The 13,447-nt window shown below is 53.4% G+C and carries 11 protein-coding genes, 6 tRNA genes and 2 other RNA genes; 7 read left to right on the forward strand and 12 right to left on the reverse strand.

All coding sequences use genetic code 11. The features are described 5' to 3' along the window. The first annotated feature begins 57 nt into the window (after positions 1-57). Both ligA and ETA_RS06570 read left to right on the forward strand, forming a co-directional pair. Positions 58-2,070, forward strand: coding sequence for an NAD-dependent DNA ligase LigA (gene ligA, locus ETA_RS06565; protein WP_012440849.1), 2,013 nt, complete (start codon positions 58-60; stop codon positions 2,068-2,070). Position 2,071: 1 nt separating this feature from the next. Then, positions 2,072-2,290 (forward strand): DUF3820 family protein, encoded by a 219-nt coding sequence (locus ETA_RS06570; RefSeq protein ID WP_012440850.1) that lies wholly within the window; start codon positions 2,072-2,074, stop codon positions 2,288-2,290. A gap of 60 nt (positions 2,291-2,350) precedes the next feature. On the opposite strand, the gene ETA_RS06575 is transcribed toward ETA_RS06570, so the two are convergent. Continuing rightward, a complete protein-coding gene (locus ETA_RS06575) occupies positions 2,351-3,370 on the reverse strand; it encodes a bile acid:sodium symporter family protein (protein WP_012440851.1) in 1,020 nt (339 codons plus the stop codon). Positions 3,371-3,464: 94 nt separating this feature from the next. On the opposite strand from ETA_RS06575, the gene ETA_RS06580 reads away from it, so the two are divergent. Next, a complete protein-coding gene (locus ETA_RS06580; protein WP_012440852.1) occupies positions 3,465-4,385 on the forward strand; it encodes a LysR family transcriptional regulator in 921 nt (306 codons plus the stop codon). Here the strand turns inward: ETA_RS06580 and ETA_RS06585 are convergent. From ETA_RS06585 to ETA_RS06605, 7 genes are all read right to left on the reverse strand, one after another. Continuing rightward, positions 4,382-4,714, reverse strand: a complete 333-nt coding sequence (locus tag ETA_RS06585) for a FlxA-like family protein (RefSeq protein WP_042958743.1) — start codon at positions 4,712-4,714, stop codon at positions 4,382-4,384. The genes ETA_RS06580 and ETA_RS06585 overlap by 4 nt on opposite strands. Before the next feature lie 190 nt (positions 4,715-4,904). Beyond that, a non-coding RNA gene (locus tag ETA_RS18795) (RtT sRNA) lies at positions 4,905-5,029 on the reverse strand. A 31-nt stretch (positions 5,030-5,060) separates the two neighbouring features. Beyond that, a non-coding RNA gene (locus ETA_RS18800) (RtT sRNA) lies at positions 5,061-5,185 on the reverse strand. 31 nt (positions 5,186-5,216) lie between these two features. Next, a tRNA-Lys gene (locus ETA_RS06590) sits at positions 5,217-5,292 on the reverse strand. Between the two features lie 4 nt (positions 5,293-5,296). Further along, positions 5,297-5,372, reverse strand: a tRNA-Val gene (locus ETA_RS06595). Positions 5,373-5,402: 30 nt separating this feature from the next. After that, positions 5,403-5,478, reverse strand: a tRNA-Val gene (locus ETA_RS06600). Between the two features lie 57 nt (positions 5,479-5,535). Beyond that, positions 5,536-5,611: transfer RNA gene (locus tag ETA_RS06605), tRNA-Val, on the reverse strand. 258 nt (positions 5,612-5,869) lie between these two features. Between ETA_RS06605 and gltX the strand changes: the two genes are divergently transcribed. Further along, the gene (gene gltX / locus ETA_RS06610) at positions 5,870-7,279 is read left to right on the forward strand and encodes a glutamate--tRNA ligase (RefSeq protein WP_012440853.1); all 1,410 of its coding nucleotides are present in this window, start codon (positions 5,870-5,872) and stop codon (positions 7,277-7,279) included. 53 nt (positions 7,280-7,332) lie between these two features. Here the strand turns inward: gltX and ETA_RS06615 are convergent, their stop codons facing one another. Then, positions 7,333-7,683 (reverse strand): YfeC-like transcriptional regulator, encoded by a 351-nt coding sequence (locus ETA_RS06615; protein ID WP_012440854.1) that lies wholly within the window; start codon positions 7,681-7,683, stop codon positions 7,333-7,335. Positions 7,684-7,834: 151 nt separating this feature from the next. Further along, a complete protein-coding gene (locus tag ETA_RS06620) occupies positions 7,835-8,623 on the reverse strand; it encodes a formate/nitrite transporter family protein (protein ID WP_012440855.1) in 789 nt (262 codons plus the stop codon). Between the two features lie 348 nt (positions 8,624-8,971). Here ETA_RS06620 and ETA_RS06625 point away from each other — a divergent pair. Together ETA_RS06625 and ETA_RS06630 are read left to right on the forward strand one after the other, a co-directional pair. After that, positions 8,972-9,047 (forward strand) — tRNA-Ala (locus ETA_RS06625). Between the two features lie 51 nt (positions 9,048-9,098). Continuing rightward, positions 9,099-9,174: transfer RNA gene (locus ETA_RS06630), tRNA-Ala, on the forward strand. A gap of 245 nt (positions 9,175-9,419) precedes the next feature. Here ETA_RS06630 and ETA_RS06635 read toward each other — a convergent pair. Beyond that, the gene (locus tag ETA_RS06635; RefSeq protein WP_012440856.1) at positions 9,420-10,604 is read right to left on the reverse strand and encodes a NupC/NupG family nucleoside CNT transporter; all 1,185 of its coding nucleotides are present in this window, start codon (positions 10,602-10,604) and stop codon (positions 9,420-9,422) included. Between the two features lie 431 nt (positions 10,605-11,035). On the opposite strand from ETA_RS06635, the gene ETA_RS06640 reads away from it, so the two are divergent. After that, a complete protein-coding gene (locus tag ETA_RS06640) occupies positions 11,036-12,277 on the forward strand; it encodes an Nramp family divalent metal transporter (RefSeq protein WP_012440857.1) in 1,242 nt (413 codons plus the stop codon). A 159-nt stretch (positions 12,278-12,436) separates the two neighbouring features. On the opposite strand, the gene ETA_RS06645 is transcribed toward ETA_RS06640, so the two are convergent. After that, a complete protein-coding gene (locus ETA_RS06645; protein WP_012440858.1) occupies positions 12,437-13,426 on the reverse strand; it encodes an aldo/keto reductase in 990 nt (329 codons plus the stop codon). Between the last annotated feature and the right edge of the window lie 21 nt (positions 13,427-13,447).

Below are 13,447 nucleotides of genomic sequence, written 5' to 3' on the forward strand. Positions count from 1 at the left end.
GATTACTCTCTCCAGGCCCCCGATCTTCGGGGGTTTTTTATCTCTGATGGTGCCGCTATGGAATCCTTACAAGACAAAATCACCCATTTGCGAACCCTGCTTCGCCATTATGAATATCAGTATCATGTGCTGGATGCGCCGGCAGTGCCGGATGCGGAATACGATCGCCTGATGGGCGAGCTGCGGGAGTTGGAGGCTGCACATCCAGAGCTGTTGACCACGGACTCACCTACCCAGCGCGTAGGGGCAGCCCCGCTCAGCGCTTTTGAACAGGTGCGCCATGAAGTGCCTATGCTGTCGCTCGACAATGCCTTTGATGAAGAGAGCTACCGGGCATTTAATAAACGCGTGCAGGATCGGCTAAAAAGCAGTGACGATCTCACCTTCTGCTGCGAGCTGAAGCTGGACGGTTTGGCGGTTAGCCTGCTGTATGAGCAGGGCGAACTGGTGCGTGCAGCCACCCGTGGCGATGGCACCACGGGCGAGAATATTACCGCCAACGTGCGTACCATCAGAGCCATTCCACTGCGTCTGAGCGGCGACAACATTCCTGAACGGCTCGAGGTGCGTGGCGAAGTGTTTATGCCGTTGGCAGGGTTCGAGAAAATGAACGAGCAGGCGCGCCGCGGCGGTCAAAAGATATTCGCTAATCCGCGTAATGCCGCCGCCGGGTCTTTGCGTCAGCTCGATCCGCGTATCACCGCTAAACGCCCGCTCACCTTCTTCTGCTACGGTCTGGGTCTGCTGGAAGGTGGCGAAATGCCGCGCAGCCATATGGCGCGTCTACAGCAGTTCAAGGCCTGGGGGCTGCCGGTCAGCGACCGCGTGCGCCTCTGCCACAGTCCGTCAGACGTTCTGGACTTTTACCACCAGGTTGAGGCGGACCGCCCGGCGCTTGGCTTCGATATTGATGGCGTGGTGATTAAGGTGGACAGCCTGGAGCAACAGGAGCAGCTGGGATTTGTCGCGCGCGCGCCGCGGTGGGCCGTGGCGTTTAAATTCCCGGCGCAGGAGCAGATAACAACGGTACGTGACGTCGAATTCCAGGTTGGACGTACCGGAGCCATTACGCCTGTTGCCAGGCTGGAGCCGGTGCTGGTCGCCGGAGTCATGGTGAGCAACGCCACCCTGCATAACGCCGATGAAATTGAGCGGCTGGGGCTGAGAATCGGCGATCGCGTGGTTATTCGGCGCGCTGGTGATGTTATTCCTCAGGTCATGAGCGTAGTGGAATCTGCCGAGGGTGCGCGTGACGTTATTTTTCCAACGCACTGCCCGGTGTGCGGTTCGGACGTGGAGCGCGTAGAGGGGGAAGTGGTGGCGCGCTGCACCGGCGGCCTGATTTGCGGCGCACAGCGCAAGGGGGCTTTAAAACACTTCGTTTCACGCCGGGCGCTGGATATTGATGGTATGGGTGAGAAAATCATCGACCAGCTGGTGGATAAAGAATATGTCAAGAACCCGGCAGAGCTGTTTGAGCTGACGGCGGGCAAGTTGACCGGACTGGATCGTATGGGGCCGAAATCAGCTCAGAACGTGGTGGATGCGCTGGCGAAAGCGAAGCAAACTACCTTCGCCCGTTTCCTGTATGCGCTTGGCATCAGCGAAGTCGGGGAGGCAACGGCGGCCAACCTGGCGGCTCATTTTGGCACGCTGGAAGCGCTGATGGCGGCCGACATTGATACGCTGATCACGGTACCGGACGTGGGCAAAGTGGTCGCCAGCCACGTGCGCAATTTCCTTGATGAAGAGAGTAACCGCGAAATTATCCGCCTGCTGGTGGAAAAAGCCGGAGTGAACTGGCCAGACGTTGTGGTGGTTAAAGCGGAAGAGATCGACAGTCCGTTTGCCGGAAAAACCGTAGTACTGACCGGTTCACTGAGCATTCTTTCCCGCGATGATGCCAAAGAGCGACTGCAGGCGCTGGGTGCCAAAGTCAGCGGCAGCGTTTCGAAAAAGACCGATCTGGTGATCGCCGGTGAGGCCGCAGGCTCCAAACTGGCTAAAGCGCAGGAGCTGGGGATCGACGTCATTGATGAGCAGGAAATGATGCGCTTACTCGGTGAGTGACATGGAAAAAGAACATCTGATTGAAATGGCTAACACCGTGATGCCCTTTGGTAAATACAAAGGCCGCGTGTTGATCGATCTGCCGGAGGAGTATCTGCTGTGGTTTGCCCGTAAAGATGAGTTTCCTCAAGGGCACCTCGGTGAACTGATGCAGATGACTTTAGCCGTCAAGATTGAAGGCTTAGAGGGATTGATCAAACCGTTAAAGCAACCACAGTAAAATCGGTTGCCTTTGACTGACTCAAACGCCGGCGCGATCGCTGCGCCGGCGTTTGGGGCATTACTTCTGCGGCCCGGCCATCGCCTGGCTGTCGGTCTCTTTTTGCTGCACAAGCTGCTTCTCTGCGGCTTTTCTATAGCGCTGCGCGAGCATTGAACAGACCATCAGCTGTACCTGGTGGAAAATCATCAGGGGCAGCACGATAATCCCGACCGCGGCGGAGGGGAACAGGATATTGGCCATCGGCACGCCGTTGGCCAGACTCTTTTTCGACCCGCAGAACAGAATGGTGATTTCATCGGCACGGTTAAAGCCAAACAGGCGTGCGGCAGTAAGATTAATCGCCAATACCACAAAGAGCAGGCCCAGGCTGCCGACGACAATCCATACCAGCGTCATCACACCCACCCGGTGCCAGATACCGTTCACCACCGCTTCGCTAAAGGCCGAATAGACCACCAGCAAAATCGAAGCCTGATCGGTTTTGCCGATCAGACCGCGGTTTCGCTCCACCCAGCTGGCGATCCAGCGCCGGGATAAGTGCCCGACCACAAACGGCACCAGCAGCTGCAGCATAATCTTGCCAATTTGTTCAAGGCTGCCGCCCGGAACATCGCCGTGGACATTCATCAGCAGGCTCACCAACAAAGGGGAAATAAATACCCCCAGCAGGCTGGAGGCCGATGCGCTGCATACCGCCGCCGCGACATTGCCTCCGGCCAGTGAAGTCAGAGCTATTGACGACTGCACGGTGGCTGGCAGTATCGACAGATACATAAAGCCGGTATAGATCTCTTGGCTTAACTGCAGGGGGTGCCACCAGACAAACAGCACGCCCAGCGCGGGAAACAGCACGAAAGTGCTGAACATCACCCACAAATGAAGACGCCAGTGTCCGCCACCGGCGATAATTTTTTCGCGTGAGAGTTTTGCGCCGTGCATAAAGAACAGCAGGGCAATGGCAGCGGTCGTCAGCCACTCGAATACATCAACAAAATGACCGCGGGCGGGCAGGAAGGAAGCCAGCAGCACGGTAATAATCAGTTTCAACATCAGTGGATCGATACGGAAAATGCCCATGGTTAATACCTGGTTAAATACAGATTGGGCTATTGTGCGCCGGGTAGTTTTAGAAATAAAATTGATTTATTGAATTCATATATGAGAATAATAGATGAATTACACGTTACGTCAGCTGCGCGTCTTTGTCGCCGTTGCTAAGCAGGGAAGTTTCAGTCAGGCGGGGCAGTCAATTGGGCTAAGCCAGTCAGCGGTCAGCCACAGTATTAAAGAGCTGGAAAGCGAAATGGGCATTCGCCTGCTTGACCGTACTACGCGTGAAGTGGTGCTGACGGAGGCCGGGGAACAGCTCGCCAGTCGTCTCGAACGGATGCTGGAAGAGCTGAATACGACTCTTCTGGACGTGCGCAGCTACGGGCAGCAGCGTAGCGGAACGGTGAGGGTGGCCGCCAGTCAGACCATTTCTGCACATCTGATGCCGCAATGCCTTGCCAGCAGTCAGTTACACTACCCGGAAATCAAAATTATGCTACGTGACCGCCCGCAGCAGTGGGTACTGCAAAGCATCCGTCATGCGGAGGTTGATTTTGGCATTGTGATAGGTCCGCTACAGGCAGACGATTTGCAGTGTGAGGCCATTCTCGAAGAGCCGTTCCTGCTGCTGTGTCGGCAGGACGATCCGCTGGCGCACCGGCAAACGGTTTACTGGCCCATGTTGAATCAGCGTACGCTGGTGTTACAGGACTATTCATCCGGTAGCCGGGTGCTGATTGACGAAGCGCTACGTTTGCAGCAGGTGCAGGCTGAGATCGTTCAGGAAATAGGCCATCCGGCCACGCTCTATCCGATGGTGGAGGCTGGCATTGGTATCAGTATCCTTCCCGCGCTGGCGCTGCCGTTACCGCAGGGCAGTCCTCTTATGGTGAAACGCATTGTGCCAGAGATAAATCGCACCGTTATGCTGGTCAGACGCAAAAACCGCTCTCTGACCCCAGCCGCAGAGGTCATCTGGCAAGAGGTGCGCCAACAGGCCGAGGTGCTGACGCGACAGCGAGCCAACACCTCAGCATTTTAAATATAGACGTCTAACTTATTCTTTTCCGTCGGGCGGTTGACGCCGTCTGCAACCTTGCTGCCGCCGCTGTCTGCCGCTTTGCTCTCTTGCTGTTGCTCGGCGGCCTGCTGCTGGATTTGTGCCAGCTGGGCTTCCAGCATGGCAATCTGGCTTTCTATCATCTGCTGCTGTTCTGCTTTCTGCTCTGCCGTCAGAGACTTTTCATCGCTGAGACTTTTAAGCTGATCTTGCAGTTTGATAATCTGTTTAGTGATGCTGGCCGTCTGCGAGACTGAACTGCTTCCCGTAGAGCCGGTGGATGCGCTGCTACTGCCACTAATGGTTGTCATCTTTCTCTCCTGTTGTGATTAGCCTTATGGGTTATCGGAGTGAAACGCGTCAGACTTGAGGCTTGAAATCGTAAAATAAGTGATAAGAAAATGTAGGGAAGGGGTTAGGCGGGAGGTTTTCTCGATGCAGGTTCGAACCCCGCCCGAATTGCGCACAGCAAAAAGGCGCCTTTAGGGCGCCTTTCTACATTGGTGGGTCGTGCAGGATGACGTCGGCTGCGCCTCGCCCTGCGGGTCGTTGCCGCTGGCAACGTTGTCTCACTGCGTTCGACTCGACCTGCTGCAGGTTCGAACCCTGCCCGAATTGCGCATAGCAAAAAGGCACCTTTAGGGTGCCTTTCTACATTGGTGGGTTGTGCAGGATGACGTCGGCTGCGCCTCGCCCTGCGGGTCGTTGCCGCTGGCAACGTTGTCTCACTGCGCTCGACTCGACCTGCTGCAGGTTCGAACCCTGCCCGAATTGCGCATAGCAAAAAGGCACCTTTAGGGTGCCTTTCTACATTGGTGGGTCGTGCAGGATTCGAACCTGCGACCAATTGATTAAAAGTCAACTGCTCTACCAACTGAGCTAACGACCCGATATGGTGGGTGATGACGGGCTCGAACCGCCGACCCCCTCCGTGTAAAGGAGATGCTCTACCAACTGAGCTAATCACCCATATCGTTACTGCTGCCGAATTATGAAGTATGGTGGGTGATGACGGGCTCGAACCGCCGACCCCCTCCGTGTAAAGGAGATGCTCTACCAACTGAGCTAATCACCCAAACTTCAACATTCGTATACTGCTATTCTTTCTTAGCGGGCATCATTCATTAATGAATGGTGGGTGATGACGGGCTCGAACCGCCGACCCCCTCCGTGTAAAGGAGATGCTCTACCAACTGAGCTAATCACCCCCGCTGTGTGGAGTCGCATTATAGGGAACGGTTGAAATGAGTCAACGCTTTTTCAGCGTAAAATGTGTGTTCGTCGTAAAAATAGCCATCATGCCTTCATTTCAGCCAAAAACAGAGAGTTGCCAAAACAATTGCATGCCGTGAGAGGCCAGCAAACGGGGATTGGCGTTGAGGATTCGCACGCAGGTGTTAGAATGTCTCCCACTAAAATTCTGTGCTGACTCAGGCCAAAGCCTCCGCGTAATAAGGCATTCATTAATGAAAATCAAAACCCGCTTCGCTCCCAGCCCAACTGGCTACCTGCACGTTGGCGGTGCTCGTACCGCACTGTATTCATGGCTGTTTGCCCGTAATCACGGCGGTGAATTCGTGTTGCGTATTGAAGATACCGATCTGGAGCGTTCAACCCAGCAGGCTATCGATGCCATTATGGATGGCATGAACTGGCTTAATCTCGACTGGGATGAAGGCCCGTACTACCAGACTAAGCGTTTTGACCGTTACAACACGGTTATCGACCAGATGCTGGAAGCCGGTAGCGCCTATAAATGCTATTGCTCAAAGGAACGTCTGGAAACGCTGCGTGAAAATCAGATGGCCAACGGTGAAAAGCCACGTTATGACGGTCGCTGTCGTGACGGCCATGAGCATCATGCGGAAAACGAACCTTGCGTGGTGCGTTTTCGTAACCCGCAGGAAGGTTCAGTTATCTTTGACGACCAGATCCGTGGCCCGATTGAATTCAGTAATCAGGAGCTGGACGATCTGATCATCCGCCGCACCGACGGCGCCCCAACCTATAATTTCTGCGTGGTTATTGACGACTGGGATATGGAAATAACCCATGTTATCCGCGGTGAAGACCATATCAACAACACCCCGCGTCAAATCAATATCCTGAAAGCGATCGGTGCCCAGGTGCCGGTTTATGCGCACGTTTCAATGATCCTGGGCGACGATGGTAAAAAACTGTCAAAACGCCACGGCGCGGTGGGCGTCATGCAGTATCGCGATGACGGCTACCTGCCGGAAGCCTTGCTGAATTATCTGGTGCGCCTGGGCTGGTCTCATGGCGATCAGGAAATATTCAGTATTGATGAAATGAAAAAGCTGTTTGAACTTGATGTGGTAAGCAAGTCAGCCAGTGCCTTTAATACTGAAAAGTTACAGTGGCTGAATCATCATTATATCAATTCACTGGCTCCGGAATATGTGGCGACTCATCTGCAATGGCATATCGAACAGGAGAACATTGACACCCGCACCGGCCCGCAGTTGGCGCAGCTGGTGAAGCTATTGGGTGAGCGCTGTAAAACTCTTAAAGAGATGGCGGCATCCTGCCGCTATTTCTATGAAGAGTTCGACGAATTTGATGCCGATGCGGCGAAGAAGCATCTGCGTCCGGTGGCGCGTCAGCCGCTGGAAGTCGTCCGTGATAAGCTGGCAGCAATGAGCGACTGGACGGCAGAAGGCGTTCACCAGGCCATTCAGGCAGCGGCTGATGAGTTAGAAGTGGGAATGGGCAAAGTCGGCATGCCGCTGCGCGTTGCGGTGACCGGAGCGGGACAGTCTCCGGCGCTGGACGTGACTGTTCATGCCATTGGCCAGGCGCGTAGCGTGGCGCGTATCGAAAAAGCGCTGGCCTATATCGCAACCCGCGAAGCGTAACGCACATTACAGTGCAATAAAAAACCCGGCCGAAAAATGGCCGGGTTTTTTTATTAACTGCTGATCCCTAAGCGCTGTAATATGCCCTGAATGCCTTCACGTAGCAGCAAGGCGGCCAGCTTATCCTGTTCTTCACTGCTCAGTTGCTGTACCGAGGTGACTAACAGTGCGGGCAATGTATTCTGATTCACACGATAGTGAGCACCTGGCTCTGCGGCATGTCGGGTGGATTTAAGGAAGATTTTGACGCGTTCATCAATATGGATCATACGCGCTTTTCCACCCTGAACGCCGGGTTTTGGTGCGGTAGTCCAGTTCTCTTTCTTAACCCACTTATTAATTGTCTGCCTGCTAAAACCCGTTTGCTGTGCCAGTTCTTCCGGCGTTAACCAATCCTTTTTCATTTTAAATATCCATTTTGCCGAATAAGTCCGTAACTATATTACAGCAATTCATCACATGAACAACTAACGCAAATCACTAACGTTGAGATAATAGAGAGTAAAAAGACGGAAAGGAAAATTAGCCCCTGCGATTTAACAGGGGCGGAGAAAGTTAGCGGGAAAGGGTGCTAGTTTCGGCAGGTGAGCGGAAGGCGACAAAGTAGGCCAGCCCGACAAAGATCGCGCCGCCAACGGCGTTCCCGAGGAATACGGCGACAAAGTTCGGCAGATATTCTCCCCAGCTAAGATAGCCGGCAAATATGGCAGCAGGAACAATAAACATATTAGCGACAACGTGTTGGAATCCGATGGCAACAAAAGCCATTACCGGGAACCACATGCCAAAAATTTTGCCTACGACATCTTTACTGGCAAAAGCCAGCCAGGTCGCCAGGCAGACCAGCCAGTTACAGCCAATGCCGGAAATAAATGCGTGCAGGAAATCTGCATTGACTTTGGCACTGGCGACGGCCACCGTCTTTTTCATAAATTCACCTTCGGTCAAACCTAACACATGACCAAAGAACCAGGCGATGGCAATGCTGCCAATGAAATTGGCAATGGTTACCCAGAACCAGTTGCGCAGGACGCTGAAGGCACTGATCTGCCGGGCAAACCATGCAATCGGCAGCAGCATCATATTTCCTGTCAGCAGCTCGCCACCGGCAAGTACGGTCAGAATGATCCCAACCGGGAACACCGCCGCGCCCAGCAAGGTGCCAAATGACCCCCATTCTACCGGCAGCTGCGTGACCACGCGGATGTACAGCAGAAAGCCAAATGAGATAAAGGCACCGGCAAGAAAACCGAGGATCAGTAAAGAAGAAATGGGAGTACGACTTTTCATAACGCCTGCCTGAACGGCGACAGCCGAAATTTCTTTTGGTGTGTGCAAAGACATAATAGCTCTGGTGTAATAAAGAACGGAAAAAGTGCCAGATCCCGTCGCTTACGGAGCGACATATGCGTCCCGTGCAGTATGGGGCTGGCAGCCAAAATCCGCCGCAGTTTTGCATGGTGGATTAACAAAAACAAGTTTATTCCGATGGGTATTTAACCCGAGATTAACAAGACCCGGCGCGGTGCGGCATGCTGATAAATCATACGGGGAATAAACGGCCGATTAGCGCTTTATTCGCCGCTTTGGCGGCTTTTTCGGCGATCGCACGCAGATTGCTAATTTGACGTTGACACCATCCCCGGCGTTTCATATTATCCCCGCCGTCAACACGACACGGTTTTTCGGCTTGGGGGTATAGCTCAGCTGGGAGAGCGCTTGCATGGCATGCAAGAGGTCAGCGGTTCGATCCCGCTTATCTCCACCACATCTTATCCAGAAGATGGGTGGCTCCGAAAAATCGGTACTTTTCTGTAGTGGGGGTATAGCTCAGCTGGGAGAGCGCTTGCATGGCATGCAAGAGGTCAGCGGTTCGATCCCGCTTATCTCCACCAAATCAAAAAACATCAACACCTCAATAATCTGCTCAGGCGGATTTTTCTCGTTAGATTTTTTCAGCACCAACAACCGTGATCCTAGCCGTTCACCTGACCACTGCGCAGACCTTCTTCTCTGAACGGATAAATGAAGTGTTAACCTTTATGGGTAATGGAATGCGCTCTTAATGCGGGTAGGGGCAGGCGGAGAGTGGGGCAGGTAGCGAACAGTATTGCGGGGCCGGGCGGCCCCGCAAGCGCGGTTAAAGTACCAGTCCGGCAATCGATGCGGACAGCACGCTTACCAGCGTTGAACCGTAAAGCAGTTTCAGGCCAAAACGTGACACCACATTTCCCTGCTGCTCATGCAGTCCTTTTATCGCACCGGCAACGATACCGATTGAGGAGAAGTTGGCGAATGAGACCAGAAACACCGACAGGATGCCTTCAGCACGCGGCGACAGCGTGCCGGCGATTTTTTGCAGATCCATCATCGCGACAAATTCATTGGAAACCAGTTTGGTTGCCATAATGCTGCCTACCTGTAACGCCTCATTGCTTGGCACTCCCATCACCCACGCAAAGGGGAAGAAGGCGTAACCGAGAATACCCTGGAAGCTGATGCCAAAAATGGTGTCAAACAGCGCATTTATCCCGGAGATGAGCGCGATAAAACCGATGAGCATGGCTGCAACGATCACCGCCACTTTGAAACCGGCGAGAATATATTCACCCAGCATTTCAAAGAAGCTTTGCCCTTCATGAGTATTACCCAGCTTCAGGTCTTCTTCACTATCAACGCGGTAGGGATTGATTAACGATAAAACGATAAAGGTGCTGAACATATTCAGAACCAGCGCCGCAACCACATACTTCGGCTGTAACAGGGTCATATAAGCACCGACGATAGACATAGAAACGGTCGACATGGCCGTGGCTGCCATCGTGTACATGCGGCGCTCAGACATTTTGCCGAGGATATCTTTATAGGCGATAAAGTTTTCTGACTGTCCCAAAATCAGCGAGCTTACCGCGTTAAACGACTCCAGTTTACCCATACCGTTAATCTTCGACAGGATCGTGCCGATCGCACGGATGATAATAGGCAAAATGCGGAAGTGTTGCAGAATACCGATTAGCGCGGAGATAAAGACGATAGGACAGAGTACGTTAAGCCAGAAGAATGCCAGACCTTTATCGCTCATATTGCCGAAGACGAAGTTGGTTCCCTGCGCCGCATATTTTAATAATTTATCGAACAGATCCGAAAATCCTTTAACAAACCCCAGGCCAGCTTCGGAGTTAAGGAAGAACCAGGCCAGCAAAACTTCAATCACAAGCAGTTGGATGACGAAACGGATACGGATATTTTTTCGGTCGCGGCTGACCAACAGCGCCAGCAGTGTGACCACCACCAGTGCTAAAGCAAAGTGTAGAAAGCGGGACATGGTTGCTCCAAAATTGAGGGCTGTTATATTTCGTTGCACATTCTATGTAACAAGGGGCGGAAAAACGAGATCTGTGCTGCAATATAATAATTCCCTATCGTCACAAGATCCCGTTAATCCACCTTTGTCACACAAGTTAACGCCAATGTAACAATTTGTCCGAAAACACATGACCCATCTTTGTTACTTTAGTAACAAGAGAACCCATGGGTGTCTAAAATATAACCATAGGGCTGGTAAGTCATTTCCTAATATCCTACAGTGTGAGGAGTGCCGGAAAATCTAAGTGCGTTTTTTTTCGCGTTAGATATAGCCATTGCTATACCTTATAGCGCTGGCTATCGCAGTAATACCTATAATCAGAACCGGTTTACCGGATAATCTTTGTCTTTTAAAGGCAACATTGCCGTAAGGCAGCAGGGGTAATCGTTATGTCGGAAAGCCGCACCGTGGAGCGAAGCGTCCGCAGCAATCGTAAAATCAAATTTGCCTTGATGGGGCCAGCCTTTATTGCCGCCATCGGCTATATCGATCCCGGTAACTTTGCCACCAATATTCAGGCTGGCGCTTCCTACGGCTACCAGCTCCTGTGGGTTGTCGTTTGGGCCAACGTGATGGCGATGGTGATCCAGCTTATGTCGGCCAAGCTTGGCATCGCTACCGGAAAAAACCTGGCTGAACATATCCGCGACCGTTTTCCTCGTCCGGCGGTGTGGTTCTACTGGGTGCAGGCGGAAATCATTGCCATGGCTACCGATCTGGCGGAGTTTATCGGTGCCGCCATCGGCTTCAAGCTGGTGTTTGGCGTGACTCTGTTGCAGGGCGCGATGCTCACCGGGGTGGCAACATTTTTGATACTGATGCTGCAAAACCGAGGTCAGAAACCACTGGAGCTGGTGATCGGGGGCCTGCTGTTGTTTGTCGCTGCGGCCTACGTCATTGAACTGTTTTTCTCGCAGCCCAAGGTTGTCGACCTGCTACAGGGCATGGCGGTGCCATCGCTGCCCACGGCAGATGCCGTGCTGCTGGCGGCAGGGGTGCTTGGGGCAACCATCATGCCGCATGTTATCTACCTGCACTCGTCGCTCACGCAAAACAGCGGCGATCAGGGCTCGCGCTCTGAACGTTACTCCTCGACCAAACTCGATGTGGCGATTGCCATGACGATTGCCGGTTTTGTCAATCTGGCGATGATGGCTACGGCGGCAGCCACCTTCCACTTCAGCGGTCACAGCGGGGTTGCCGATCTCGATCAGGCTTACCTGACGCTCGATCCGCTCCTGGGGAAAGCTGCGGCGCTGGTGTTTGGCCTGAGTCTGCTCGCTGCCGGGCTGTCCTCCACCGTGGTGGGTACGATGGCCGGGCAGGTTGTGATGCAGGGCTTTATCCACTTTCACATTCCGCTGTTGCTGCGACGCGTCATCACTATGCTGCCGTCGTTTATCGTCATCCTCGCAGGATGGGAACCGACGCGTATTTTGGTCATGAGCCAGGTACTGTTAAGTTTCGGTATTGCGCTGGCGCTGATACCCCTGTTGGCATTTACCGGTAACCCCGGGCTGATGGGCGATATGGTTAATTCGCGTTTGATGCAGAACTTCGGTCGGCTTATTGTAGTGGTGGTGATAGCGCTCAATGGCTACCTGCTGGTGGCGATGGCGTTAAATCTGTAAACACAGGCTTAACGCGGAGCCCGCAACCAGAAATATCGGCGGTTATCGCTTCCGGGTCCAGCGCCATGTCTGGCGCAGGGTGGGTTATGCACAACAACCCCATCAGCCGCGAGAGTTTTAATATTTCTGATATGACCTGATAGCACACATTGAGGGCTGTCAGCCCAAAATGGACTCAATTTTCTCCAGCTCATGCGCAGTAAAGTCGCGATTTGCCAGCATGTGTATCGCATCATCAATCTGACTGGTTTTACTGGCGCCAATCAGAACGGAGGTGACGCGACGGTCGCGTAGTACCCAGGCCAGCGCCATTTGCGATAGTTTCTGCCCGCGCTGAACGGCGAGGGCGTTCAGGCGCCGCACCTTGTCCATCTTTTCCGGGGTGAGCTGTTCACTGCTAAGAAAGCGGCTGCCGCTGGCCGCGCGCGAGTCTTGCGGAATTCCATCGAGATAGCGGTCTGTCAGTATGCCACCGGCTAGCGGAGAGAAGGCGATACTGCCCACTCCACTTTGTGCCAGCACATCCAGCAGGGCCTCTTCAGGCGCGCGGTGAAACATTGAATACCTGGGCTGATGGATCAGACAGGGCGTACCGAGACCTTTTAGCAACGCAATGGCCGTGGCCGCCAGCTCTGCCGGATAATTAGACAGGCCGACATAAAGCGCTTTCCCCTGGCGCACAAGGTGATCGAGTGCGGTCATGGTTTCTTCAAGCGGCGTTTCCGGGTCCGGGCGATGATGATAAAAAATATCCACATACTCAACCCCCATACGTTTCAGACTTTGATTGAGGCTGGCAATCAGATATTTTCGCGACCCCCAGTCTCCGTATGGCCCCTCCCACATGGTATATCCTGCTTTACTGGAAATAATCAGCTCATCACGGTAGCTGGCGAAATCTGCACGCAATACGCGACCGAAATTTTCTTCAGCTGAACCGGGGGGCGGCCCGTAATTATTCGCCAGGTCAAAATGAGTGATACCGTTATCAAACGCGTGACGCAGCAGGTCACGACCATTATCCGCGCACGAACTGTCACCAAAATTGTGCCACAGGCCGAGTGAGACAGCCGGAAGTTTAAGGCCGCTGTGCCCACAACGGTGCCAGGTCATTTTGTGATAACGCTGTATATCTGCCTGATAGACCATGAATAAACCCTGCAATTAAAA

The organism is Erwinia tasmaniensis Et1/99 (genome assembly GCF_000026185.1).
Taxonomy (GTDB): domain Bacteria; phylum Pseudomonadota; class Gammaproteobacteria; order Enterobacterales; family Enterobacteriaceae; genus Erwinia; species Erwinia tasmaniensis.